This is a genomic window from Enterobacter sp. PGRG2 (assembly GCF_030291195.1).
GTDB lineage: Bacteria > Pseudomonadota > Gammaproteobacteria > Enterobacterales > Enterobacteriaceae > Enterobacter_D.
Map to the genome: position 1 here is coordinate 3,687,431 of NZ_CP127837.1, position 26,078 is coordinate 3,713,508.

The 26,078-nt window shown below is 57.9% G+C and carries 24 protein-coding genes; 5 read left to right on the plus strand and 19 right to left on the minus strand.

Features of this window, described 5'->3' with window-relative positions:
* The 4 genes from QRD42_RS16405 to cmoB form a co-directional block, all read left to right on the plus strand.
* Nucleotides 1-735, plus strand: a 735-nt coding sequence (locus tag QRD42_RS16405) for a DUF72 domain-containing protein (protein ID WP_321987632.1), incomplete at its 5' end; no start/stop codon positions are given.
* 54 nt (nt 736-789) lie between these two features.
* Nucleotides 790-1,185, plus strand: a complete 396-nt coding sequence (locus tag QRD42_RS16410; RefSeq protein ID WP_072568851.1) for an MAPEG family protein — start codon at nt 790-792, stop codon at nt 1,183-1,185.
* A gap of 40 nt (nt 1,186-1,225) precedes the next feature.
* Nucleotides 1,226-1,969 carry a carboxy-S-adenosyl-L-methionine synthase CmoA gene (gene cmoA / locus QRD42_RS16415; RefSeq protein ID WP_072568852.1) on the plus strand — a complete coding sequence of 248 codons (744 nt, stop codon included), beginning with the start codon at nt 1,226-1,228 and terminating at the stop codon, nt 1,967-1,969.
* Nucleotides 1,966-2,937, plus strand: a complete 972-nt coding sequence (gene cmoB, locus QRD42_RS16420; RefSeq protein WP_321987633.1) for a tRNA 5-methoxyuridine(34)/uridine 5-oxyacetic acid(34) synthase CmoB — start codon at nt 1,966-1,968, stop codon at nt 2,935-2,937. The genes cmoA and cmoB overlap by 4 nt, the downstream gene beginning before the upstream one ends.
* A gap of 273 nt (nt 2,938-3,210) precedes the next feature.
* Here the strand turns inward: cmoB and cutC are convergent, their stop codons facing one another.
* On the minus strand, nt 3,211-3,957 hold the full coding sequence (cutC, locus tag QRD42_RS16425; protein WP_321987634.1) for a copper homeostasis protein CutC: 747 nt from the start codon (nt 3,955-3,957) through the stop codon (nt 3,211-3,213).
* 23 nt (nt 3,958-3,980) lie between these two features.
* Nucleotides 3,981-4,541 (minus strand): VOC family protein, encoded by a 561-nt coding sequence (locus QRD42_RS16430; RefSeq protein ID WP_321987635.1) that lies wholly within the window; start codon nt 4,539-4,541, stop codon nt 3,981-3,983.
* Nucleotides 4,542-4,786: 245 nt separating this feature from the next.
* Here QRD42_RS16430 and argS point away from each other — a divergent pair, with 245 nt between their 5' ends.
* Entirely contained in the window at nt 4,787-6,520 is a 1,734-nt protein-coding gene (gene argS, locus QRD42_RS16435; protein ID WP_321987636.1) for an arginine--tRNA ligase, read from the plus strand.
* Between the two features lie 102 nt (nt 6,521-6,622).
* Here argS and QRD42_RS16440 read toward each other — a convergent pair whose 3' ends face one another.
* The 17 genes from QRD42_RS16440 to cheW form a co-directional block, all read right to left on the minus strand.
* A complete protein-coding gene (locus tag QRD42_RS16440; RefSeq protein WP_321987637.1) occupies nt 6,623-7,762 on the minus strand; it encodes a glycoside hydrolase family 105 protein in 1,140 nt (379 codons plus the stop codon).
* Nucleotides 7,763-9,349, minus strand: coding sequence for an MFS transporter (locus QRD42_RS16445; RefSeq protein ID WP_072568858.1), 1,587 nt, complete (start codon nt 9,347-9,349; stop codon nt 7,763-7,765).
* A 273-nt stretch (nt 9,350-9,622) separates the two neighbouring features.
* Entirely contained in the window at nt 9,623-10,015 is a 393-nt protein-coding gene (gene flhE / locus QRD42_RS16450; protein ID WP_072568859.1) for a flagellar protein FlhE, read from the minus strand.
* Entirely contained in the window at nt 10,015-12,093 is a 2,079-nt protein-coding gene (flhA, locus tag QRD42_RS16455) for a flagellar biosynthesis protein FlhA (protein ID WP_072568860.1), read from the minus strand. The genes flhE and flhA overlap by 1 nt, the downstream gene beginning before the upstream one ends.
* Nucleotides 12,086-13,234, minus strand: coding sequence for a flagellar biosynthesis protein FlhB (gene flhB / locus QRD42_RS16460; RefSeq protein ID WP_321987638.1), 1,149 nt, complete (start codon nt 13,232-13,234; stop codon nt 12,086-12,088). The genes flhA and flhB overlap by 8 nt, the downstream gene beginning before the upstream one ends.
* A 212-nt stretch (nt 13,235-13,446) precedes the next feature.
* Nucleotides 13,447-14,091: a protein phosphatase CheZ gene (cheZ, locus tag QRD42_RS16465; protein WP_072568862.1), complete on the minus strand. Its 645-nt coding sequence runs from the start codon at nt 14,089-14,091 to the stop codon at nt 13,447-13,449.
* 13 nt (nt 14,092-14,104) lie between these two features.
* A complete protein-coding gene (cheY, locus tag QRD42_RS16470; RefSeq protein ID WP_072568863.1) occupies nt 14,105-14,494 on the minus strand; it encodes a chemotaxis response regulator CheY in 390 nt (129 codons plus the stop codon).
* Between the two features lie 16 nt (nt 14,495-14,510).
* Nucleotides 14,511-15,560: a protein-glutamate methylesterase/protein glutamine deamidase gene (gene cheB, locus QRD42_RS16475; protein WP_321987639.1), complete on the minus strand. Its 1,050-nt coding sequence runs from the start codon at nt 15,558-15,560 to the stop codon at nt 14,511-14,513.
* Entirely contained in the window at nt 15,557-16,423 is an 867-nt protein-coding gene (cheR, locus tag QRD42_RS16480; protein ID WP_072568865.1) for a protein-glutamate O-methyltransferase CheR, read from the minus strand. The genes cheB and cheR overlap by 4 nt, the downstream gene beginning before the upstream one ends.
* A 19-nt stretch (nt 16,424-16,442) precedes the next feature.
* Nucleotides 16,443-18,041, minus strand: a complete 1,599-nt coding sequence (tap, locus tag QRD42_RS16485) for a methyl-accepting chemotaxis protein IV (RefSeq protein WP_318364206.1) — start codon at nt 18,039-18,041, stop codon at nt 16,443-16,445.
* A 39-nt stretch (nt 18,042-18,080) separates the two neighbouring features.
* A complete protein-coding gene (gene tar / locus QRD42_RS16490; RefSeq protein ID WP_321987640.1) occupies nt 18,081-19,742 on the minus strand; it encodes a methyl-accepting chemotaxis protein II in 1,662 nt (553 codons plus the stop codon).
* A gap of 92 nt (nt 19,743-19,834) precedes the next feature.
* Nucleotides 19,835-20,803, minus strand: coding sequence for a spore coat protein U domain-containing protein (locus QRD42_RS16495; protein ID WP_321987641.1), 969 nt, complete (start codon nt 20,801-20,803; stop codon nt 19,835-19,837).
* Nucleotides 20,803-23,196 (minus strand): fimbria/pilus outer membrane usher protein, encoded by a 2,394-nt coding sequence (locus QRD42_RS16500; RefSeq protein ID WP_415877719.1) that lies wholly within the window; start codon nt 23,194-23,196, stop codon nt 20,803-20,805. Before QRD42_RS16500 ends, QRD42_RS16495 begins: the two co-directional genes overlap by 1 nt.
* Nucleotides 23,172-23,930 (minus strand): molecular chaperone, encoded by a 759-nt coding sequence (locus QRD42_RS16505; protein ID WP_321987642.1) that lies wholly within the window; start codon nt 23,928-23,930, stop codon nt 23,172-23,174. The genes QRD42_RS16500 and QRD42_RS16505 overlap by 25 nt, the downstream gene beginning before the upstream one ends.
* Before the next feature lie 15 nt (nt 23,931-23,945).
* Nucleotides 23,946-24,416 (minus strand): spore coat U domain-containing protein, encoded by a 471-nt coding sequence (locus QRD42_RS16510; RefSeq protein WP_318364203.1) that lies wholly within the window; start codon nt 24,414-24,416, stop codon nt 23,946-23,948.
* Between the two features lie 95 nt (nt 24,417-24,511).
* The gene (locus QRD42_RS16515; RefSeq protein ID WP_318364202.1) at nt 24,512-25,081 is read right to left on the minus strand and encodes a spore coat U domain-containing protein; all 570 of its coding nucleotides are present in this window, start codon (nt 25,079-25,081) and stop codon (nt 24,512-24,514) included.
* Between the two features lie 477 nt (nt 25,082-25,558).
* Nucleotides 25,559-26,062, minus strand: coding sequence for a chemotaxis protein CheW (cheW, locus tag QRD42_RS16520; protein ID WP_072568873.1), 504 nt, complete (start codon nt 26,060-26,062; stop codon nt 25,559-25,561).
* Nucleotides 26,063-26,078: the final 16 nt, after the last annotated feature.

Here is a 26,078-nt window from a genome sequence, read left to right on the forward strand (position 1 = left end):
GTCAACTGCGTGGAGGGTAACACCACCCTCTACGCCCTGCCGAAAGCGGAGATTGTCGCCCGCTGGCGCGAGCAGACTCATGATGATTTTCGCTTCTGCTTTAAATTTCCGGCCACCATTTCCCACCAGGCGGCGCTGCGCAACTGCGACGATTTAACCCAGGAATTCTTCACCCGCCTGTCCCCTCTTGCCGATCGTATGGGACAGTTCTGGCTGCAGCTTCCGGCGACTTTTGGCCCGCAGGCATTACCTGCCCTGTGGGAATTTCTGGATGGCCTGCCGAAAACCTTTACCTATGGCGTGGAAGTGCGGCATGGGGAATTTTTCGCCAAAGGCGAAGCAGAAACGCAGCTTAACCGTGGCCTGCATATGCGTGGCGTTAACCGGGTGATTTTAGACAGCCGACCGGTGCACAGCGCGATCCCGAGTAACCAGGCGATTATTGACGCCCAGCGGAAAAAGCCAAAGCTGCCGGTGCACGCGGTAGTCACCGCGCAGGATCCCATGGTGCGCTTTATCGGCAGCGACGACATGGCGCAAAACCGCGCGCTGTTCGACGTCTGGCTGCAAAAGCTGCCGCTGTGGGAGCAAAGCAGCACGCCCTGGCTGTTTTTACACACGCCGGATATTGCCCAGGCCCCGGAACTGGTGGACATCCTCTGGTCGTCTCTGCGCGCGGCCATGCCGTCCGTCGGCGCCGCGCCCTCAATTCCACAACAATCCTCTCTTTTCTGAAGCAGTCGCGCTATCATAGAGGTGTGCCATCTTTGTACCTTTAACGGAGTTGTTATGGTTAGCGCGCTGTATGCCGTGCTGAGCGTTTTGCTGTTGATGAAGTTTTCCATGGATGTTGTACGGTTACGCATGCAGTACCGCGTCTCTTTGGGTGACGGCGGTTTTAGCGAACTGCAAACGGCGATCCGTATTCATGGCAATGCGGTGGAGTACCTCCCCGCCGCCCTGATCCTGCTGCTGTTTATGGAAATGAACGGCGCAGAAACCTGGATGGTACATTTTTGCGGCCTGCTGCTGGTTATCGGGCGGCTGATGCATTACTACGGGTTGCACCACCATCTGCTTTTCTGGCGTCGTTCTGCCATGAGCGCCACCTGGTGCGCGCTGATCCTGCTGGTGCTGGCTAACCTGTGGTATATGCCCTGGGAGTTGGTTTTCTCCCTGCATTAGCGCACAATACGCCACTTTTGTTTTCTCGGATTTTTACGTTATGCCTCACCGCGACACGCTTTTTTCTGCGCCAATCGCCAGCCTGGGCGACTGGACATTTGATGAACGGGTAGCCGAAGTCTTCCCGGATATGATCCAGCGCTCCGTTCCGGGCTACTCGAATATCATCTCCATGATCGGCATGCTGGCCGGGCGTTTCGTCACGCCGGATACCCAGGTCTACGATCTGGGCTGTTCTCTGGGCGCGGCCACCTTGTCTGTCCGCCGTAATATCGCCCATGAGGGCTGCAAAATCATTGCCGTGGATAATTCACCGGCGATGATCGAACGCTGCCGCCGCCATATTGAAGCCTTCAAAGCGCCGACGCCGGTAGAGGTTGTGGAAGGCGACATCCGCGCGGTGCGTATCGAAAACGCCTCAATGGTGGTGCTGAATTTCACCCTGCAATTCCTTGAACCTGCTGAGCGCCAGGCTTTGCTGGACAACATTTATCAGGGCCTCGTCCCTGGCGGCGCGCTGGTGCTGTCGGAAAAGTTCAGCTTTGAAGATGCCCAGGTCGGCGAGCTGCTGTTCAATATGCATCACGACTTCAAGCGTGCTAATGGCTACAGCGAGCTGGAAATCAGCCAGAAGCGCAGCATGCTGGAAAACGTCATGCTGACGGACTCGGTGGAGACGCACAAAGCACGCCTGCGCAAAGCCGGTTTTGAACACAGCGAGCTCTGGTTCCAGTGCTTTAACTTTGGTTCGCTGGTGGCGCTGAAAGCCGGGGATGCGCAATGATCGACTTCGGCAATTTTTATCAGCTTATCGCCAAAAATCATCTCTCCCACTGGCTGGAAACCCTGCCCGCGCAGATCGCCAGCTGGCAGCGCGATGCCCTGCACGGCCAGTTTAAACAGTGGAATAACGCCGTTGAGTTTCTGCCGGAAATGACCCCTTACCGGCTGGATCTGCTGCACAGCGTCACCGCCGAAAGCGAGACGCCCTTAAGCGACGGTCAAATCAGACGCATCGAAACGCTGCTGCGCAATCTGATGCCGTGGCGCAAAGGGCCATTTTCCCTCTACGGCGTGGATATCAATACCGAATGGCGCTCCGACTGGAAATGGGATCGGGTACTGCCGCATCTGTCGGATCTGACCGGGCGCACCATTCTGGATGTCGGCTGTGGCAGCGGTTATCACCTGTGGCGCATGATCGGCGCGGGGGCGCATCTGGCGGTGGGTATCGATCCGATGCAGCTCTTTTTATGCCAGTTCGAAGCGGTGCGTAAACTGCTGGGCAACGATCAGCGCGCACATCTGCTGCCGCTGGGCATTGAGCAGCTACCGGCGCTGAACGCTTTTGACACCGTGTTCTCGATGGGCGTGCTTTATCATCGCCGCTCCCCGCTGGAGCATCTGTGGCAGCTGAAAGATCAGCTGGTGAAAGAGGGCGAGCTGGTGCTGGAAACCCTGGTCATCGAAGGGGATGAAAACGCCGTGCTGGTGCCGGGGGATCGTTATGCGCAGATGCGTAACGTCTACTTTATCCCGTCGGCGCTGGCGCTGAAAAACTGGCTGGAAAAATGCGGCTTTGTGGATGTGCGTATCGCCGACGTCAGCGTGACCTCCATTGAGGAGCAGCGCCGCACCGACTGGATGATCACCGAATCCCTGGCGGAATTCCTCGATCCTCGTGATGTAAGCAAAACGGTGGAAGGTTACCCTGCGCCGCAGCGCGCGGTATTGATTGCCCGCAAACCGTGATCTTGTGTCGGACGCTTGCCCGGCGGCGCAGGCTTGCCGGGCCTACACGTTAACTTTACATCTTTTTCCAAACGGGTTCGGTTTGCAACAAGGCGGCGACGCAGCAAATCCCCGGGAGCTTACATAAGTAAGTGACCGGGGTGCGCGAGGAAAGCCAACGCAGTGGCAGGCCGAAACAGGCAGGAAAAAGATAAAAAAAGGCCCCTGTTGAAATTGCAGGGGCCTGGTACAAGCAAGCATCACATTGGGCGACATGATGCGCGGTAAAAAGGGTTAACGAAGGCGATGACGGGCGATCATCGCTTTCATCTCAGAAACCGCGTCGCCATCAACGCCATAACGGGAATACTCATCCGCGCTGGCATCCGAAGACATCGACAATCCTGAATGACGATAACGCATTGGTGACGGCGTCCATCTTCCCGCTGAACTGTGAACCTCCGCGATACCCGCGTCGAGAAACAGTTCAAGGTTGGAAGGGCGAACGCCAGCACCGGCCATAATGATTGGAACACGGGAGTGTGCTTTTAGTTCCGTAATAAATGAAAGTCCTTGCTCCGCCGACGCCTGCTGACCCGACGTAAGGACGCGCGCCACGCCTGAATCCGCCAGCTTTTCAAAAGCTTCGATGGGGTTCTGGCACATATCAAATGCACGATGAAAAGTTACCGCCATCTCTCCGGCAGCAGCCATTATTTGCCGCATCCGCGGCAAATCGACGTTGGCGTCCTCGTCCAGCACGCCGGTGACCACGCCCGGATAGCCCAGCGATTTGATGAAACGGATGTCTTCCAGCATGGCGCTGAATTCCGCCTCGCTGTAGCAAAAATCCCCGCCCCGCGGACGCACAATCGGATGCACCGGAATAGACACGCTTTCCCGCACGCGTTTTAACACGCCGTACGAGACGGTCAGCCCGCCCTCTTTCGGCGCGGCGCACAGTTCAATACGATCCGCGCCGTGCTGTTCGGCAACGATCGCGCACGCCTCGCTGTAACAACAGATTTCCAGTAATGCCACGGTTTTCTCCTTAAACGCTGTGATTAATGCTCGCTGGCGACGATCTCCTCAATCGACCAGGGATGGAATTTGATCGTCACCTTGCCGTCGCTGACCGCCAGCGTCGGATTCGGCAGACGCTCGCGCTCCCCTTTTGGCGAACTGGTTTTCACAACAATGCCCGGCTGGCTCAGGCCCTCGTCCGCCAGTAGCGCCAGCGCACGGGCGTTAAGGCTTTGCGGATCGCCGGGCAGGACGATTTCGATATGCTCCCAGCCCTCATGGGGATAGCGTTTTTCGCCGGGCCACGGCAGCTCCACCACCTTAAACTGCCAGTGCGCTACCGTCATCGGTTCGTGCAGCTTAAACAGGCAGATGGGGCGTCCGTTGATCAGCGTTTCGCTGAGTAACTCGCCGCACTGCTCAAGGCCCGTCCGCCAGCGTTCAGCAGTGGCGTTCTGATGACAGCGCAGGGAAATGTGATCGGCATCAAGGGGGGCGATATCCAGACCGAGCCGGGTGGCAAGTTCTGTTAACGCCAGGGTGAAGCGCGGTAAATCCGCGGAAATATCATGCAGTTCATCAATTGTCTGCCAGTGTGCCATCGTCAGTGCCTTTCACGGGTCGCAAAACCGCTAATTTACCCTGTTGCCGCTGGCTTACCAACCGCTGATTCACAGCAGGCGCAACTGAATGATTATTCATGGATCTGCGGCGATTTATTTGCGCATTCCGCACCCGGTCGCAGGGCTGACGGCACGGGCCAATTGCAGTATACTCCCGCCTTTGATGATCAACATCCGGGCGCAGCCAGCCCTTACGCGCTGCGCCATTAACCAAAGGTATCACGGTGAATATTCAGGCTCTTCTCTCAGAAAAAGTCAGTCAGGCACTGATTGCCGCAGGCGCGCCTGCGGATTGCGAACCCCAGGTTCGTCAGTCAGCAAAAGTACAGTTTGGCGACTATCAGGCTAACGGCGTGATGGCAGTTGCTAAAAAACTGGGTATGCCCCCACGACAAGTTGCAGAGCAGGTGCTGACTCATCTCGATCTCAGCGGCATTGCCGGCAAAGTGGAAATCGCCGGACCTGGCTTTATCAACATTTTCCTTGAGCCTGCGTTTCTGGCGGCCCAGGTGGATCAGGCGCTGGCCTCCGATCGCCTCGGCGTTTCCCGCCCTGAGCCGCAAACCGTGGTGGTCGATTACTCCGCGCCTAACGTCGCCAAAGAGATGCACGTCGGTCACCTGCGTTCAACCATTATCGGCGATGCCTCGGTGCGCACGCTGGAGTTCCTCGGCCATAACGTCATTCGCGCGAACCACGTCGGCGACTGGGGCACCCAGTTCGGCATGCTGATCGCCTTCCTGGAGCTGAAGCAGCAGGAAAACGCCGGTGAAATGGCGCTGGCGGATCTGGAAGAGTTCTACCGCGCCGCCAAGACCCATTACGACGCCGACGCCGCCTTTGCCGAGCGCGCGCGTAACTACGTGGTGAAGCTGCAAAGCGGCGATGAATACTGCCGTGAGATGTGGCGCAAGCTGGTGGACATCACCATGACGCAGAATCAGATCACCTACGAGCGTCTGAACGTGACCCTGACCCGCAAAGACGTGATGGGCGAAAGCCTGTACAACCCGATGCTGCCGGGTATCGTGGCCGATCTGAAAGAGAAAGGTCTGGCGGTGGAAAGCGAAGGCGCAACCGTGGTCTTCCTTGACGAGTATAAAAATAAAGAAGGCGAGCCGATGGGCGTCATCATCCAGAAAAAGGATGGCGGCTACCTCTACACCACCACGGATATCGCCTGCGCGAAATACCGCTATGAAACCCTGCATGCGGATCGCGTGCTCTATTACATCGACTCCCGTCAGCACCAGCACCTGATGCAGGCGTGGACCATCGTGCGTAAAGCCGGTTACGTGCCGGACAGCGTGCCGCTGGAACACCATATGTTCGGCATGATGCTCGGCAAAGACGGCAAGCCGTTTAAAACCCGCGCGGGCGGCACGGTGAAGCTGGCGGATCTGCTGGATGAAGCGCTGGAGCGCGCGCGTCGTCTGGTCGCGGAGAAAAACCCGGACATGCCGGCGGACGAGCTGGAAAAACTGGCCAACGCCGTGGGTATCGGCGCGGTGAAATACGCGGATCTCTCCAAGAGCCGTACCACCGACTATATCTTCGACTGGGACAATATGCTGGCGTTTGAGGGCAACACCGCGCCCTACATGCAGTATGCCTACACCCGCGTGCTGTCGGTATTCCGTAAGGCCGGTCTGGATGAAAGCACGCTGAGCGACGCGCCGGTGATCCTCACTGAAGATCGCGAAGTGCAGCTGGCCGCCCGTCTGATGCAGTTTGAAGAGACGCTGACCGTGGTCGCCCGCGAAGGTACGCCGCACGTGATGTGTACTTACCTGTACGATCTGGCGGGGCTGTTCTCCGGCTTCTATGAGCACTGCCCGATCCTGAGCGCGGAAAACGAAACCACGCGCCAGAGCCGCCTGAAGCTGGCGCTGCTGACGGCCAAAACCCTGAAGCTGGGTCTGGATACCCTGGGTATCGAAACCGTAGAGCGGATGTAATAAAAAACCCCGGTTCGCCGGGGTTTAATTTTTGCAGGTCTGATAAGCGAAGCGTCATCAGGCGTTTTCCCCGGCGGCGCGTGGCTTACCGGGGCTACAACCTCAGAAGTATTTCCGCAAATACTCCGTCAGGCATAACATCGCCATCGCCTGGCCGTAGGGCATGGAGGTGCGCGGAATATTGCGGTAAAAATCCAGATCCGATCCCATTCCGGTACCAAACGACGTCTGCAACAGCTCCCCTTCCGGCGAAATGTTATTCACGATACCTTTAATGGCCTTCTCCGCCACCTCTGCATATTCCTGGCTGATATAACGCTTACGTACCGCCTTCAGAATGCCGTAGGCAAATCCTGCCGTCGCTGACGCCTCCAGATAAGAGTGCGGATCGTCGAGCAGCGTATGCCACAGGCCGCTGTCATCCTGGCATTTCGCCAGCGCCGCCACCTGCGCGTTCAGCACCTGCACCAGATAACGACGCACGGCGTTGTTTTCCGGTAGATCCACCAGCTCCAGGAAATCCGGGATGACGATGGTCAGCCAGCTGTTGCCCCGCGCCCAGCGCGCTTTCGCAAAGTTATGGTTGCCTTCGTAATTCCAGCCGTGGAACCACAGCCCGGTTTCCCTGTCCATCAGGTTCTGCACGTGCAGCAGGAACTGATACACCGCCTCTTCCACATAGGCCGGGCGATCCAGCAGCTTGCCGATTTTCGCCAGCGGCAGCACGGTCATCATCAGCGTGTCATCCCACATCTGCTGATGATTTTCCTCTGCCAGGGTGATGTGCTGCATGCCGCCGTGTTCCGTACGCGGCATGTCGTGCATCGCCCACTCCGCCCAGCTTTCCAGCCACGGCAGATAGGCCGGATTACGGTTTTCCTCATAGCGGTACGCCAGCGTCAGGAACGGCGCCATGGTGTTGACGTTTTTGGTGGTCGCCCCTTCCGCAAAGCGGTCGGCAAACCAGGCATCGATAATATCGCGCATCGCCAGATCGCCGGTCTGCTGGTAGTACTGCCAGATCCCGTACAGACCGACACCGTGCGTCCACTCCCAGCCCGCCCAGCCTTTGGTATCAATGACGCGCCCGTCATCTAATCGCAGTAAAAACTCACCGGATTCATCCCGAATGTTGACCAGGTTATGGGTCACTTTCTGGATCAGTGCCTTCAGCTCATCCCGGGCGATAAAACGCTCCGGCTGTCGCAGTAAAGGGCTATATTTGACAGGATAAACAATCATTTACTTCACCTCCTGAGTATTGTATTCAGTCGCTGCGCGGGCTTTAAGAGAGCCCGGGGCTGGCTTATTGCGATTCAGATAGCCAATGTTGTTATTGCCCCACAGGGATTCGAACGGCATACCCGCCAGCATTTCCACGGTTGCACGCGCCTGCGGGGTGACGGTTTCCGGCATCACGCGGCCTGTCTGGCGCATTTTTTCGGTTTCTTCCCGCAGCACGCTATGGGTTTTCAGATTCAGTTTGAAGCGCAGTGAGACCAGGAAGCCGCACAGCAGCACCGCCACCGTACCGAAGCAGAGGATCATCAGAATGGTATGGCTGACAGATTCCACCTGGGTCTTCTGACCAGAAACAAAGCCGGACGCCTGCATGATGATCCCCACCAGCATAATCGCACCCGCCTGGGAGGCTTTACGTGTCAGGGTCATGATGCCCGCGAAGATACCTTCACGACGCTGCCCGGTGATCACCTCATCCACGTCAGCGATGTAGGTATAGGTGTTCCACGGCACGTAGTTGATGCCGCCACGTCCCAGACCAGCAATCGCAGAAATCAGCAGCAACAGCGAATAAATGTCGCTCATCCCGGCGTAATAAAGCACGGCGTATGAAACAGAGCTGAGACCGAACAGCACCACCACCATGCGATAAGACGGCGCCGGTCCGAAACGGATACACAGCGGGATCATCATGATGACCGCGATGAACTGGAAGATCGCCATGGTGCCCAGCAGGTTCGACGCCATTGACGCATCCTGCATCAGCACGAACACCACATAGTAAGTAAAGACGGCGTTGAAGACGTCCTGCGCGATATAGCCGCCCAGGTACATGCCCAGGTGCTGACGGAAAATCTTGATGCGCAGGGTGGAGCTTAACTCCGTAAACAGACGGCTCATGCTCTGGCCGAAAGTAAGGTGTTTTTTCTCCTCTTCTGCACGCAGCGCCGCTTCGGTCCAGTCTTCACGCGGCCGTTCCCAGGTGAAGAACCAGACAAAGGTGAGCATCAGCGCGCACAGCACCGAGAACACCAGGCTGGCGTAAAAGAAGGAAACCGGATTGTCTTTACCGAAATGGGTTAACAGAATGCCCGGCAGGAAGGAGGCCAGAATAGCGGACATCTGCGCCATACCGATACGCGCGCCGGAGAATTTGGTTTTCTGTTTGAAATCGTCGGTCATCTCCGGCACCAGGGTTTCATAAGGCACGAGGATCATGGTGTAGACGATGTCGAAAATCAGGTAGGTCAGCAGGTAGTACCAGAATCCCATGTCGCCGACCCACATAATGGAGTAGCTGAACACGGCGGGTATACCAAGCAGGATAAAGAACTTGCGACGACCGAAGCGTTTACCCAGCCAGGTCGAACCAAAGTTATCGGTTAAAAAGCCCATCAGCGGACTGATCACCGCGTCCAGTACCCTTGCGGTGGCAAAGATAAAGGTGGCTTCGATAGGCGTTAAGCCGCAGAAGGTGGTGTAGAAGTACAGAAGCCAGGCCGCAGTCAGCGCTGTGGTGCCCGCCCCAAGAAAGTCACCCGAGCCGTAGGCCAGGTAGTTTGCCAGTCCAATTTTACGTGTCTTCATTGCCGCAAACCCTTTTTGTTATTGGGAGCTCTCAGGCAATTGGCGTAGCCTGAAAGGAACATTACACGGCTAAAGTAGAATTATGTGATGAGAGAAACCTTTCTGTTTCTGCCAGGGTACTGACGCAACTGGCAAAAATGCAAAGAGTCTCATCATGCGTGTCACTGATTTATAAAACAGTGTTTCTCGCGGTTCAAAAGGCGGGGCCAAAATATGAGAGCCAGCCACCGGATTGCGGAAGAAATCACCAGTGGCGGGTTAAAAGACGGGCATTTAGCGGTAGTTAACAATCACTTCGTTGCGGCTGACTTTCAGCGCCGGGATTAGCCTGCCGCCGCCGGGCACTTCCCAGATAAAGCGTAACGGCTCGGCCGCCGGAACATTGGCGAAGCCCATGGTCGTACCGCTTTCGCCGTCCAGCTCCACGCAGCGCGATTGCGAACACAGGCGCACCAGCAGGCCCGCCGGGGTCGGGCCGTTAAGTTCGTAGCGCCAGGCCACCAGCGTCATCAGACCGCTGGCAGGCTGCGGGGCGGACAGCGGCTGCGATGACGCCGCCTGCCCACGGTGACTGAGCGTGATGCCGATACTGCTGGCCTGCCACGCCCCCTCACCCGCCGCCTGGGCGAACAGCGGCAGGGCGATTAACCAGGCAAGATGACGCATTATTTGCCTCCGATGGTGGCGGTCATGCGGATGCTGCGGTTATCCGACAGCTCCATGTTGGACAGCACCACCAGCTGCGGCAGACTGCGGCGCAGGAAGCGCGACAGCAACGGACGCAGGGCATGGTTGACCAGCAATACCGGCGGCGCGCCAAGCATCTCCTGACGCTGCAGGGCTTCCTGGGTTTGCGCCAGCAGGCGATCCGCCAGACCCGGCTCCAGACCGCCGCCGCCCTGCAGGGCCTGCAACAGCAGACGTTCAAGGGGCGTATCCAGACCAATCACCTGCACTTCCCCGCTGCCGGGGAACCACTGCTGGGTAATGGCGCGACCCAGCGCCACGCGCACGACCGTCGTCAGCTCATGGGGATCGTTCTGTACCGGCGCATGTTCCGCCAGGGTTTCCAGAATGGTGCGCATATCGCGGATCGGCACTTTTTCTTCCAGCAGATTTTGCAGCACTTTATGCAGCGTGGTGAGCGTGACCACGCCCGGCACCAGATCTTCCGTCAGCTTAGGCATCTCCTGGGTAACACGATCCAGCAGTTGCTGCGCTTCCTGACGGCCAAACAGCTCAGATGAATATTGTCCGATCAGATGGTTAAGGTGAGTTGCCACCACGGTGCTGGCTTCCACCACGGTATAACCCTGGATCTGCGCCTGCTCTTTCAGGGCGCTTTCGATCCAGATCGCCGCCAGGCCAAAGGCCGGATCGACGGTCTGCTCGCCCGGCAATGTGCCCGCCGCGGTGCCAGGGTTAATCGCCAGCCAACGGCCCGGATAGGCGTCGCCGCTGCCGATCTCCACCCCTTTCATCAGAATACGGTAACGCGCGGGCGGCAGATCCATGTTGTCACGGATATGCACCACTGGCGGCAGAAAGCCCATATCCTGCGCAAATTTCTTACGGATACTGCGGATACGGCCTAACAGCTCGCCATCCTGCTGCATATCCACCATCGGGATCAGGCGATAACCCACCTCCATGCCCAATGGATCTTCCAGTTGCACATCGCCCCAGGTTGCTTCCACCGCCTGAGTATTTTCCGGCAGCTTCACAGGCGCGGCTTCCACCGGTGCCTGCTGCTGGCGGCCGCGCAGCCACCAGGCGAGACCCAGTAACGCGCCGGTAAACAGCAGGAAGACAAAGTTCGGCATCCCCGGCACCAGGCCCAGCAGACCCAGCACCGCGGCGCTTAACACCATCACGCTCGGATTGGTGAACAGCTGGCCCACCATCTGCTGGCCCACATCTTCATCCGTAGCCACGCGGGTCACAATGACACCCGCGGCGGTGGAGATCACCAGCGCCGGGATCTGCGCCACCAGGCCATCACCGATGGTCAGCAGCGTATATGCTTCCGCCGCATGACCGACATCCATACCGTGTTGCAGCACGCCCACCAGCAGGCCGCCGATGACGTTAATCACCATGATCAGGATGCCCGCGATGGCATCGCCGCGCACGAATTTACTCGCACCGTCCATTGAGCCGTAAAAATCCGCTTCCTGGGTAACTTCAGAGCGGCGCTTTTTCGCCTCTTCTTCGCCAATCAACCCGGCGTTCAGATCGGCGTCGATAGCCATCTGTTTGCCCGGCATCCCGTCCAGTACAAAGCGCGCGCCCACTTCTGCAATACGCCCGGCACCTTTAGTGATAACCATAAAGTTGATGATCACAAGGATGATAAACACCACGATACCGATGGCGAAGTTACCGCCCACGAGGAAGTGACCGAAGGCTTCAACCACTTTACCCGCCGCCGCGCCGCCGGTATGTCCGTCCATCAGGATGATACGGGTGGAGGCGACGTTCAGCGCCAGGCGCAGCAAGGTGGTGAACAGCAGGATGGTCGGGAAAGCAGCGAACTCCAGCGTACGCTGGGTGAACATCGCCACCAGCAGCACCATGATCGACAGCGCAATGTTGAACGTAAATAACAGGTCAAGAATGAACGCCGGAAGCGGCAGCACCATCATCGACAAAATAAGCATGATGAGGATCGGTCCGGCAAGGATCTGCCATTGAATCGACTTCATGTTGCCAGGCAAACGCAACTTTGCCACCAGATTATTCATCAGTGTCCTTCTCGTTCATAAAATCCAGCGCTTCAGGCACCGGAAGATTTGCAGGTTTAACAGGTGCAGTACCCCCCGCCAGACGCCAGCGTTTCAGCTGCCATACCCAGGCCAGCACTTCCGCCACGGCGGCATAAAGCTGGCCGGGGATCTGCTGACCAATTTCCGCATGGCGATAGAGCGCACGCGCCAGCGGAGGGGCTTCAAGGGTGGGAATTCGGTTTTCGTTGCCAATTTCACGGATGCGCAGGGCCACCAGCCCTGCCCCTTTGGCGATCACTTTCGGCGCGCTCATTTTGTTTTCGTCATACTTCAGCGCCACGGAGTAGTGCGTCGGGTTGGTGACGATGACATCAGCCGTCGGCACATCAGCCATCATGCGACGACGCGCGGCGGCGCGCTGCATCTGCCGGATGCGCCCTTTCACATGCGGGTCGCCTTCGGTCTGTTTGTACTCATCGCGAATATCCTGACGGGACATGCGCAGTTTCTTAAAGTGGCTGTAGAGCTGGAAGCCCACGTCAAAGCCGACCATCGGGATAATGCTCAGCACCACCAGCAGCACGCACATGCCCACCAGATCGAGGGCATTGTTCATCGCCGTGGTCGGCGCTTCGCTGACCAGACGCATAATTTCTGGCCACTTATTCCATAAATAGAGTGCGGCGACCCCGCCCATCAGCACTGATTTAAGGACGGCTTTCAGCAGCTCGGCCCCGACCTGCGCGGAAAACAGGCGTCCGATACCGGTAATAGGATTGAGTTTGGAAAATTTAAACGCCAGGGATTTGGTGCTGAAAATCAGCCCGCCGAGCAGCACCGGCGACACCAGCGCAATGATCACCACCCCGGTGATCAGCGGCAGCAGCGCATAAATCGCCTCTTTCACCAGCAAAATCACCTGGCCCAGGATCAGCTTCTGGTCGTTAATGATGCCGTGGTCAAACCGCAAGCCTGACGCCAGTAGCCCCGCCAGCCGTCGGGCGATCGACTCTCCGCCAATCCACACGATACTTACGCCCACCACTAAAATCAGCAGTGACGTCAGTTCTTTGGATCGGGGGATCTGCCCTTCCTCACGCGCCTTGTCCAGTCGTTGGGGTGTGGGGGCTTCTGTTTTGTCGTCGCTATCTTCTGACACAGCCGAAGTTCCGGAGATATAGGTTTGTAGCATGATGCCAGAGACAGGCCGCCGCAATGGGCAGATAAACGCGACTAAAAGGCGGTTTTTTCAGGCGATAAGAACCCTGCGGCGTGTCACGCAGCATTGGGATAATGCAGAGGGTGGAGGGCAAATCCATTAACCCCACTGCCCGCCTGCCGGAGTGCGCAGGCGGAAAGCGGGATTGTCGATCAGAAACCGAGGCTGTCCAGCAGGTCGTCGACCTGATCCTGGCTGGCGACGACGCCTGCTTTGGTGGTGTCCAGTTGCGGACCGTTCAGCAGGCTGTCGTTTTCACGTTTGGCGCGTGCTGCCGGTTCCGGCATGTTATCGAGCAGCACCATCAGCAGCTGACGCTCGATTTCCTGGATCACATCCATCATGCGCTTGATCACCTGACCGGTCAGATCCTGGAAATCCTGCGCCATCATGATGTCGAGCAGCTGGGCGTTGGTGAAGCTGGTATGACCCGGCACGTCGCCCAGATACTGACGTGTATCTTTCACCAGTTCTTTGGCATCCGTCAGCTCGATAGGATTCTCGAACCACTCATCCCAGCGTTTGGTCAGGGATTTCGCGCCGGATTCCATCGCGTCCTGGTGCGGCTGCGAGGCTTCAACGCTGTTCAGCGCACGTTCGGCGGCCTGGGCCGTCATCTGCACAACGTAGTCAAGACGGTCGCGCGCATCCGGAATGGCTTCTGCCGCTTCGGCAATCGCCTGGTCCAGACCCAGCTCACGCAGGCTGTCACGCAGCATACGCGTCAGGCTGCCGATGCGGGCGATAATGTCTCCGGCAGCGTTTTCGTCTGCCGGTTTAATCTGCGATTGATGCATCATTATCCTGCCCTCACATGCCAAGTTTCTCGAAGATCTTGCCAAGTTTCTCTTCGAGTGTTGCAGCGGTGAACGGTTTCACCACGTAGCCGCTGGCGCCTGCCTGCGCGGCCGCAATGATGTTCTCTTTTTTCGCTTCCGCCGTGACCATCAGCACCGGAAGCGACGCCATGTTACCGCTGGCACGAATGGTTTTTAACAGTTCCAGACCGTCCATGTTCGGCATGTTCCAGTCAGAAATGACAAAACCGAAACCACCCGCCTGCAGTTTATTCAGCGCGTCAACGCCATCTTCTGCTTCTTCGACGTTGTTGAAACCCAGCTCTTTCAGCAGGTTGCGCACGATGCGACGCATGGTGGAAAAGTCATCCACAACCAGAAACTTGAGCTCTTTGTCCGCCATAAAACTACACTCCTCTTTAAATACGTATTGCCTGTCCGGCACTGATTTTTGCCAGCATCTGCTGGCTTACCTGGCTAAGATCGACCACTTCGCTAACGCCACCCATATTGATAGCCTCGCGCGGCATGCCGAACACCACACAACTTGCTTCGTTTTGTGCAATGGTCCAGGCGCCCGCCTGGTGCATCGCTAACATACCGGCCGCGCCGTCGTTGCCCATACCGGTGAGGATCACCCCCACGGCATTACGACCCGCGAACTTCGCCGCCGAATGAAAGAGTACGTCCACCGACGGGCGATGGCGGTTAACCGCCGGGCCGTCGTGGATCTTAATTTGATAGTTTGCCCCACTGCGCGACAGCTCCATGTGCCGATCACCGGGCGCAATATAGGCGTGTCCTGGCAATACACGCTCGCCGTCCTCTGCTTCTTTCACGGTGATCTGGCACAGCTTGTTCAGACGCTCGGCAAAAGAACGGGTAAAACCCGGCGGCATATGCTGGGTAATGAGTACCGCCGGGCTGGAAAGCGGCAGCGGTTGCAGCACATGACGGATCGCCTCGGTGCCGCCGGTGGATGCGCCGATCACCAGCAGTTTTTCCGAACTGAGCAGCGGCCCGGCTTTTAAGGTGGCAGGCGCTGCCGTCGGCGTATGCGCCGCCAGTTTCGCCCGGGAAGCGGTACGCACTTTTTCAGCGATCATTTCGCTGTAGGCCAGCATGCCTTCGCGGATCCCTAACTGCGGTTTGGTGACGAAATCAATCGCCCCCAGCTCCAGCGCACGCAGCGTCACTTCTGAACCCTTACCGGTTAATGAGGAAACCATCACCACCGGCATCGGACGCAGACGCATCAGCTTTTCAAGAAAATCCAGCCCATCCATGCGCGGCATTTCAACATCCAGCGTCAGGACATCGGGGTTAAATTTTTTGATTAAATCCCTCGCCACCAGCGGGTCCGGCGCGGTTGCCACCATCTCCATATCGCTGTGACTATTGATGATTTCCGTCATTATCTGGCGCATCAGTGCGGAATCATCAACGGACAATACCCTGATTTTACTCATGCTTTTTCCTTACTCAGCGCATAAACAGTCTGCCCACGGAGGGTGAACTCACGCGCGAGGTTGCTAAAATTCTCCGAGTGCCCGGCAAAGAGTAATCCGTCGGGCTTAAGCAAGGGTGCAAACCGACGCAGAATGTCCTGCTGAGTCGTTTTATCAAAATAAATCATTACGTTACGACAAAAAATCGAGTCGAACGGCCCCTGCACGTTGTACTGTTTGGCGAGCAGGTTAAGCGGGGTGAATTCAATGTAATTCGCCAACTCCTGACGGACGCGCACCAGCCCTTCATGCGGTCCGGTGCCGCGCATGAAATAACGCTGTAGCTGCTGGGGCGACAGCGTTTTCAGTTCGTCCACGCGGTAGATGCCGCTTTTGGCTTTCTCCAGCACTTCGGTATCGATGTCGCTGGCGATCACTTTAAAGCGCCCCGGCGCCATACCGAGCGAATCCGCCAGGGTGATGGCAATGGAGTACGGCTCTTCCCCGGTGGAGGCCGCCGCGCACCATACGCGATACTCCCCGCTGCGTTTGCGGGCGTGGTCAGCCAGCACCGGGAAGTGGTGAGCTTCCCGGAAAAAAGCCGTCAGGTTGGTGGTCAGGGAGTTAATAAACGCCTGCCACTCAGCATTACTCTGATTCGCCTCCAGCATGCTGAGATAGCGACCAAAATCATCCAGGCCCAGCGCGCGGAGGCGACGGACGAGACGGTTGTAAACCATGTCACGCTTATGATCAGCCAGTACAATCCCTGCACGCTGGTAAATCAGTTCACATATCCGACGAAAATGCGTGTCGGACAACGCCAGACGTTGTGTCATCTGTAACAGCAGCGATGTTTGCCCGGTGGGCGTGGATGAGGTCATAGCGCCTTCTTAATTACTCTCAGGTTACAACGGGCACGGCTTCAGCCAGTGCACCAGCAGGTGTTGAATGGTGTTCATCGAGCTTAAATACGGCGACCAGCGATGTCAGATGGTCAGCCTGGTTAGCCAGTTGTTCGGTGGCGGCGGCCGCTTCTTCTACCAGCGCGGCGTTCTGTTGTGTCACCTGATCCATCTGGCTGACAGCAAGGGCGACCTGCTCGATCCCGCGGCGTTGTTCATCCGACGCGGACGCGATTTCGCCCATGATGTCGTTTACCTGGGTAACGGATCGGACAATGTCCGTCATGGTCTGCGCGGCGGTACCCACCAGCCCGGAGCCTTGCTGTACGCGGGAGACTGATTCTTCAATCAGGCCTTTGATCTCTTTTGCCGCCTGCGCGCTGCGGCTTGCCAGATTACGGACTTCTCCTGCCACCACGGCAAAGCCGCGGCCCTGTTCCCCTGCTCTCGCGGCTTCGACGGCGGCGTTCAGCGCAAGGATATTGGTCTGGAAGGCAATACCATCAATCACGCTGATGATGTCGCCGATTTTCTGCGAGCTGGCGGCAATATCCTGCATGGTTTGCGCCACACGGGACGTTTGCTCGCCGCCTTTACGCGCGGTTTCTGCCGCGCTGGACGCCAGTCCTGACGCCTGACGGGCGTTGTCGGCGTTCTGCCCGACGGTGGCGGTCAGCTGTTCCATACTGGCGGCGGTTTCCGCCAGCGACGCGGCCTGCTGTTCCGTACGCGCCGAGAGATCGTTATTACCGGCGGCGATCTCCGCGATGCCGGTGTGCATGGCGTTGCTGCCGTGACGCACTTCGGTCACGGTGCCGCGCAGCGCGGTCTGCATGTTTTTCAGGCTGGCAAAAATTGCCGAGATTTCGTTACGGCCATACACCATGACCGGTCGCGCCAGATCCCCTGCGGCGATGCTGTCGAAATGGCTGCTGATGATCGCCAGCGGTTGCACGATCATTTTGCGTGACCAGAACAGCGCGCTGGTGGTCAGCATCGCGGCGATGATCACCACGGCGATAAAGATCGCCGCCGACATATGGTAATTTTTCTGCCCGTCGACGCTCGCGGTCTCCACGAAGCTGTCGATATGCTTCTGCCAGGCCATAAAGTTGTTATCAAAAGCCGCCTGAGAGGTCTCAACCGGCGCGGTCATAAAATCCGACAGCTGGTTATTTTCAAGCCAGGTGGCCTGATGGCTTAAATCGTCATGCCATGCCGCAAACGCAGTTTTGGTCTGCTCTTTCAGCGCCTTGCCGTCGGCTGACAGCGTGTCAATCGCCAGGAAGGTTTTCAGCTGGTCCTGCGCCTGTTGCAGACTGTTATGCGCCGTAACCATCAGCCCTTTAATATCTTCCGGCGGATAGGCCAGCGCGGTCAGCGTGCCCGCTTTGTTCAGCGCGATACCCGCCTGTAACATCGTGGTGCGCATTTGCGCCAGGGTGTTACGTTGCAAATTACTCTTTTCGAGCTGTTCCAGATGCTGATAGCCATCGCGAAACGCCCAGAACGACAACCCGTTACTACCGACCTGCAAAATGCCGCAAACAATCAAAATCAGAAAAAGTGTGGTCGAGATACGAATACGATTAAACATTCACGCTCCCATCAGGTGGCATTGCCACATTGCTGTCACTTAAAAAGTTTCCCAGTTAGCATCTTGTCCGGTGTGGGTCTGACGCGGAACTGCCGCCTGCGGGATCGCCGGCGACGGCGCAACGCCTGGCTTTGCCGGTATGCCGGGTACAGTGGCAAGACGGAAAGCGGATACGGCCATATTCAGTCGACTGGCTTGTTCTTCTAATGCCGCGGCAGCTGCCGCAGACTCCTGTACCAGTGACGCATTCTGCTGCGTGACGCGATCCATCTCGGAAATCGCCAGCGCAACCTGATCGATCCCGCGACTCTGTTCATCAGACGCGGAAGCAATTTCACCCATGATGTCGGTCACGCGGGTCACCGCGTTGACGATCTCGTTCATGGTTTCCCCGGCGCTTTCCACCAGCACCGAGCCGGTATCCACGCGCGCCACGGAGTCTTCAATCAGCGCTTTGATCTCTTTTGCCGCCTGAGCGCTGCGGCTGGCGAGATTACGCACTTCACCTGCCACCACGGCAAAGCCCCGACCCTGCTCACCGGCGCGGGCCGCTTCCACCGCCGCGTTCAGGGCGAGAATATTGGTCTGGAAGGCGATGCCGTCGATCACGCTGGTGATGTCAGCAATTTTCTTCGAGCTGCCGGCGATGTCCGACATGGTTTTCACCACACGATCCACCACCTGGCCGCCCCGCCCGGCGGTATCCGAGGCGCTATGCGCCAGCTGCGACGCCTGACGGGCATTGTCGGCGTTCTGCTTCACGGTGGCGGTCAACTGCTCCATGCTGGCGGCGGTTTCTTCCAGCGCCGACGCCTGCTGTTCGGTACGGGAGGAGAGATCATGGTTACCGAGAGCGATTTCGCTGGTGCCGCTGTAGATGGCATCCGAGCCCTGACGCACACGGGTCACGGTATCGGTCAGCGACTGCTGCATGTGGTTCACGCTGTCCGCCAGATCAGTCATTTCGTTGCGGCCTTCCACTGCCAGGGTTTGCGTCAGATCGCCCTGGGCGATCTCGCGGATATGGCGGATCACGCGATTAAGCGGATCGAGCAGGATTTTACGAATGCCGAACCACACCACCGCCAGCACCAGCACTAACGCCAGCGCGAGGGTCGCCATCTGCCATTTGGCAAACTGGTAGTCGCTGACGCTTTGGGTAAAGGCATCCTGATACAGCGACGCGCTGAGCGCCGCGTACGCTTTCATGGCATCGCCCATGCCGTTCTGCATGCCCTGGGTCGGCTGCGCGAAATAGGCATCCATGTTGCCGCTCTCCAGGAACTGGATCAGCTCATTAAGCGCTGCCGCGTAGGCGCGGTATTTCTCATCCAGCGTCAGGCTGGCCTGTTCCATGGACGGCAGCGTCGGCAGGGCTTTGTAGGCGTCGTAGTGTTTCGCCGCGTCTGCCAGCGAGGCATGGGCGTTTTTCAGCAGATCCGTTTTGGCGCTGCTTTGTTGATTATTCGGATCCATCATCATGCGCGCCGCCGAGCGGCTTAAGTTGATGCGCGTTTGCAGCATCAGCTCCCAGGCGCTGGTCAGCTCGGTCTGTTGCGAGCGGAGATCGTTGGAAACGGCGAAGCTCTGCTGGTTCTCTTTCAAGGAAGAAAAAAGCAGACCACCGGAAACCAGCTGCAAAAGTGCGAAGACCACCAGCACCATCATCAGCATGGTGACAACACGGATACGGTTCAACATGCAACAACACCTTATTGATGACTTATTAACGGTGTTATCGGCACGCCTTAAGGGAACTTTACATTTGCGAAAAGTAAAAAATCAGCGCAGTCCTAAAAAGCGACGTCAACGATCACCGTATCTTCATAAGTCCCGCCAGGGGGCGTTGCCTGGGTGGTGAGCACTTTGGCGGTGTAATTGAAGGTGCGCGTCAGGGCATCGGCGCTGATCAGTGATGAGGCGCTGCTTGCCCAGCGCTCGGTGCCGGTGCTACCCCAGCGGCTGGTGGTGTTGCCTTTATAGATCTCATAGCTCAGGCGGTTATTGCCGCTCGCCATGTTGCGCACCGTGCCGTTCGCGTACAGCCCGTTGTTCAGCCCGACGGTATAGGTGCTGCCTTTGGTACAGGTCAGCGTCACGGCCTGGGAGATGGTCGGGAAGTTCTGCACCAGCGGCGAGCTGCCAAAATTGACCGCCGGGGCGGTGATGGTAGAACAGTCATTGGTGACGGTGCCGTTGACCTGCAGGGTGGTGGTCAGGGTGCCGCTTTGCGGCGTTCCGCACAGCCCGAGCGCCCCCAGCGCACAGATGTTGTAGTTGATGCTCAGGTTCAGGGTGACCTGATACGGCCCCGCAGAGACGTTTTGCCCGGCGACGGTACGCAAATAGATCGGCAGCGTATAGCGCTGTGAGCCCAGTAATCCCAGCAGCGCCGAGGCGTTCCAGGTATAGGGCGTGGCGTTGATGGTCACTTCGCTGTTGTTATTGCAGCCGGACTGCCCGCACACGCGAATGGGGATGAGATCGCTCACCGTCAGGTTATCGGTGCGCCTCATGGCCGCGCGGTTACTGGCGGAGGACGAGGCGGTGGGCATGCTCACGGTGATGGAGTCGTTAGTAAGCAAACCCAGCACGCGATCGCACTGCACGATCAGTTGTCCGGTGGTGGCCTGCTCGGTACTGTTGAGCGCAAAGGACGTCACCGGGCCAAAGGAGGCCGCCACAGTGCTGGCGGAACAGGCCGCCAGCGCCTGTGGACTGAAGGCCATAAATAAGATCAGTAACAGACCGGCGCGTAGCATCAGCGTTTCTCCTGACAGGTGAGAGGCCCAAAGGTTTGCAGTTTATGGCCGGGGTTGTCCCCTACCTGCAAAGTCGTATAACAGGTTTTGTTGTCCGGGGTGGTGACGCGCAACGGGTTGACGCCGTCGAGGTTTTCCAGCCAGGCGATCCCGTCGTAGCCGACGATGGCGGTCGGTTTGCCGTCGCGCCACACCTGGCTTGCCAGCGGCAGCGCCTGGCCTTGTTCATCGTGCAGAATGACGCTGGCCACCCGCTCCTGCACCATCGGGAACTCCACCAGATAACCGCTCTGACGGCGCAGGGCCACCCGCCGCTCCGTCTCTTTCAGCCGCGTATCTGCGGGTAAATTCAGCGTATTGATGCTGTAACTGGCCGGATAATATGCGGACACGCCGCTGATCAGCAGATAGCCGTTTTCATCCGTGGTGCCCACCGGCTGGTTTTCATAGTTGACCGGCACGCCGCCATTACCGCTGGTGCTGATCACCACAAAAGCATCGTTGATTTTGTTGGCGGCAAACACCTGGTTGTCCATCAGCACCAGCGACCCCATCGCCTCGCCCCACCAGGTGAACATATCGGTTTCGCCATAGCCGCCGCCCTGAAGTTCCACATGATTATTACGCCAGCCGAGAGTGGCCTGTTGATAGCTGTCTGCCTGAGACTGACGGGCATACGCCATGTTCCAGCTGAAGCCGCCATCGGTCGGCATCGCATGGCTGTAGTTCACCCGCTGCGAGTTGCCCGACCAGGGCCGGTTTTCAATGCTGACGGCGGCGCTGTCGCGTTCGCCCAGCGGGATTTGCAGCGACAGGCCGAAGGTCCAGTCACCCTGCTGATTATCCCGGCTGGCGGCGAGGTTAACGCTGCTGCTGCCCCAGAGGTTGCGGCTCCACGACAGGTTTAACAGTTCGGTTTTCTCATTGTCGAAACTGCGCACGCCAATCCACGCCGCGCCGACGTTGCCGAAATCCCCGAGGTTGAAGGTCAGCGAATACTGATCGGTGTTACGACTGAGCGAGGCGACCGGCTGGCGATTGTTATCATCATACTTATAGAGCGCCGTCTGGTCGTAAAGCGCCAGGTTGCCAAAACCGCGCTCGCGACGGCTGTGCTGGGTGGCGATGCTGAACTGGCTGGTGCTGTACTGATAGCCCCAGTTAAACTGGCTGCCGCTGTTGCCGCGCATCCGGCTCTGCGTCCAGGCGGAATTGACCACGCCGAACTGCCCCAGTTTTAACACCGTCCCCGCCCCGCCGAGCGCCAGCTCCTGGGCGGCTTCCGTATGGCCTTCCAGCGTCAGGTAATCGGTCAGGCCGTAGCGCAGCGTGCCGCTTCCCGCCGCCGGGCCGTAATCAAAATTGTCGATACCGTAATCACGTCGCAGGCTGCCGACGGAGAACGCGCCATCGCTGAGACCGCTTTTCAGCACTTCGCTGGCGACATAAAACGGCAGCGTGGTGCTGACCTGGCGGCCGAGCGCATCGGTGGTGACCAGCACCGCGTCCCCCGCGCCATTGACGTAAGGCAGATTGGTCAGGGTGAAGGGGCCGGGTTGCAGACGGGTGTTTCCGGCGCGATAGCCGTTGATAAAGACGTCCACTGAAGTGGGTACCGCCGCCTCGCCGGAAAACTGCGGCAGCGGCCAGGTGACCAGATCCGGGCGCACGGAGAAATCGCGCCCGTAGCGGATCCCGCCGAGGCGCACGCTGTTGCTCCAGCTCAGGGAATCGGAAATCACATCCCCGACGTTCCACACGGTGGCGTCATCTTCATTGACCAGGGTTAAGGTGGTGTCGTAGCGGATATAGCCCTCCTTTTGCTGTAAATCGCCGGAGAGATTCTGCCGCTGGGTGCCGGTGGAGCTGAGTACAGCGTTTTGTTCAAAGAAGCGCAGCTCATGCCAGAGGGCGATCTGGCTGCCGATATTTTCCGTCTGGCTGGTATAGATGTCATAGTTCAGTAGCGCACCGCGCCCGTACATCGGCTCGCTGCGCTCGCTGTCGCCGGTAAAGGAGGTGCTGCTATCCCCTACCCATTCGCGCGGCACAAACAGCAACAGCCGCTGGCCGCTGCTGTCATAGTCAGCGCGCACCTCCGGCAGGGTCGACAGGTTAACGTCTCCTGGCGGTAATTTATCCGCAGGCAGTCCGGCGCGCTTAAGGTTTTCGCTGTCGATAAAAAACGCGTTCTGGCGGCGGATCACCGGCACCACCTGATTCGTGTCACGGTAGTTCACCACCAGCGCCAGGTGGAAGGTCGCCTCGTCGTTCAGCGCCCGGGCATCAGGAGGCGGCGGCAGGGCGTCGTCCCCGTCGGCAGCCTGCACGCTGCCTGTACTGCCGAGGCTCAACATCGCCATGGCGATCAGCGCGCGGGGGCCGACTGCCATGTCGTATCCCTGGCGTTAATGGTTGCCGTCATGGCTGAAGGGGACGTCACGCCCGCCGGCAAGGGCCAGCTGCGGGTGCTACCGGGCAGAACATAGCCCAACAGCCCCTCCGCCAGGGTGCGCCTTTGCCCGCCCTGCTGCACTTTCACATCGCTTAAGCGCACATGCACATCGCTGCGGTTAGTGACTTCCAGGGCCGGTTTGCCACCATCGCGGGTAGTGCGCCAGCTCAGATCGCGGGTTTCCACCAGGGCATGATTCGCCCCTTCGCGGTAAGTGGCAACCCCCTGTCCGTATGCAAAGAGTGGGATGGAATAACGCATCTGGATCTTGAGCCCGATTTGCGGGGTGTTATCACCCTGCGGCTGGGGGATCTCATCGACGATAATGCGGTAGGCCTGCTCGACGCCCGCGGGTACCGTGGTCTGTTTGATCAAACGGATCAGCTGCTTACTGCCCTTCTCGATGCGCACGATGGGCGGACTGGCGACCACATCCTGTTGGGCCTGGTAGCGCTCATTACCGCCATCCTGACGCCAGCGCACAATACGCACCTGCATAGTGGTCGGGGTGTCGCCCTGATTCTGGATCCACAGTTCAGTGGCCGGGGTATCCGCCGCCAGCCAGGGATCGATAGGCCATAATAAAATGGAGGCCGCCGCCTGTGCCTGCGGCGCGCTGATGGTCAGCGCGGAGGCGAACAGCAGCGCCGCCAGACGAGAATTTACGCTCATATACTTCTCCCTGTCTCACCAGGTAAGGGTCACGGTGAGTTGATCGCTATAAGTGCCTGCGGGACTGAATCCCGTCAGCTGCGCCGCGCCAAACAGCGAAAGCGCAATGTTATTACTGTTGCTGTAGGTGACCGAAACTGACTGGTTCTGGGCGATCTCCGTATTGGCAGCCAGCGTGCTGCTGCTGTACAGGCGATACGGCACGACCTCGGTGCCACCGCTGCGGCGCATATTACGCACGCTGGTATAATTCAGCCCGCCGTTGATGCTCATGGTCAGCGCCACGCCGGGGGTACAGGCCAGCAGGAATGAAGAGTTGGGCACAAAACTGGTGGATACGCGCCCGCTCTCCACGCCGGTACGGGTGCCGAAATTCAGCGTCCCGAGTACGCCGCCGGTGCCGCTGGTGACCGAGCAGCCCGGCGTTATCGTCGCTCCCACCCTGAATGACTGGCTGGTGACAGCCAGGGCAGTTCCCTGCATCATGAGCCCTGCCAGCGCCAGCCAGAAAATTGGGCGCAGGGCTCCCCGGCTTCCCCGCAGGGAAGCTGGCGTTCCTTCAGATTTCATCGTGAGGGGCGTTAGTAAATAACGCTCACGTTTATCGTATCGGTATAGGTACCCGGCACGACCGTCACGCTGTTACCGCCCCCCTGAATACGACCATAAAGGGTATAGTTATTGACGCCGCCGGTGGTTGAGGCGATAGGCAGCGGCGCGTTGTTGGCCACCACGTTACTGAAGCCGCTGTCGCTGTAGAGGCTGTAGGCCACGCCCTGCGCGGTATTGGTGGTATTCACCAGAAAGCGCGCGGGCGTCCCTGTGGTCCCGACCACTGTTGCCGGTGGGGTGGAGTTGGTATTGCCGGTGATTTGCACGGTATAGCTGTCGGTGGTGCACTGAATGCCGAAGCTGTTACCGCCGCCCACGCCGGTAAGCTGGGTGGTCAGCGTAGAGAAGGTTGCCGGGTGTTCACCAAAATTCAGCGTACCGAAATTGATACCGTTCTGGTTGGGAGATCCGTTAATCAGGCAGCCGTTGGTTAACGTGAGGGTTGCGCCAATAGTACCGTTACTGGTTACCGCCTGAGCATTCTGCCCGGCGAATAACAACGCGCTACCCGCGAGGATAATACGTAATTTTCTGTTCATGTTATCGCCTCCAGTAAATAAGCATTCCGCTTATTGCGATAATGGTTTAGCCGCCGTAAACATTCTCCTGCTGATGAAATAACAGGATTAACAGAAATTTAGCTCAGGGAAAGGGAAAGAACTACCAGGCGAGGCGCGGGTCATCAGGGTGCCTGATTGACATAAATTATCATTAATTTTCAATGCATTAAAAAATAAATCAAGATGTAAATAAACGTATCAACAAAGGATATATTATGTTGCGCGTGATCTACATCACAATAAATCATTAGCGTTGCTGTTGTTTCATTTATTTTCCGTTAACCGAAGTTAACCGCACCTTAATTATTACGGTCGGCGATAATAATATATTTGAGCTATTTTGTTTTTTGGGCGGGAATTTATTTAAAAGCGGGCGGGGAAATTAAAACGCTCTCGCGAGGGAGAGCGTTTTTTGTTTGCCGGGTGGCGCTGACGCTTACCCGGCAAGGTGAAGCATCAGGCGACGTGCGTGGCCGCCACGTCGAGCAGCGCCATTTCTTCGCTGTTCAGCAGTTTTTCGATATTCACCAGGATCAGCATACGGTCGCCGAGCGCGCCGAGGCCGGTCAGGTATTCAGTGGACAGCGTGACCGCAAATTCCGGCGCGGGGCGGATCTGATCCGCCGCCAGCGACAGTACGTCGGAAACGCCGTCAACCACGATCCCCACCACACGCTGACCGAGATTCAGCACGATCACCACGGTGTTTTCGTTGTACTCCACGTCCATCTGGCTGAACTTCACGCGCAGATCGACGATAGGCACAATCACGCCGCGCAGGTTAGTCACCCCTTTAATGAACTCCGGGGTGTTAGCGATGCGGGTGACCTGATCGTAACCACGGATTTCCTGCACTTTCAGAATATCGATCCCGTATTCTTCACCACCGAGAGTGAAGACCAGGAATTCCTGACCTGATGGCTCGCCAGCCAGTTTCGTTACATTACTCATACCGGTCATGTTTATACCTTCTTAC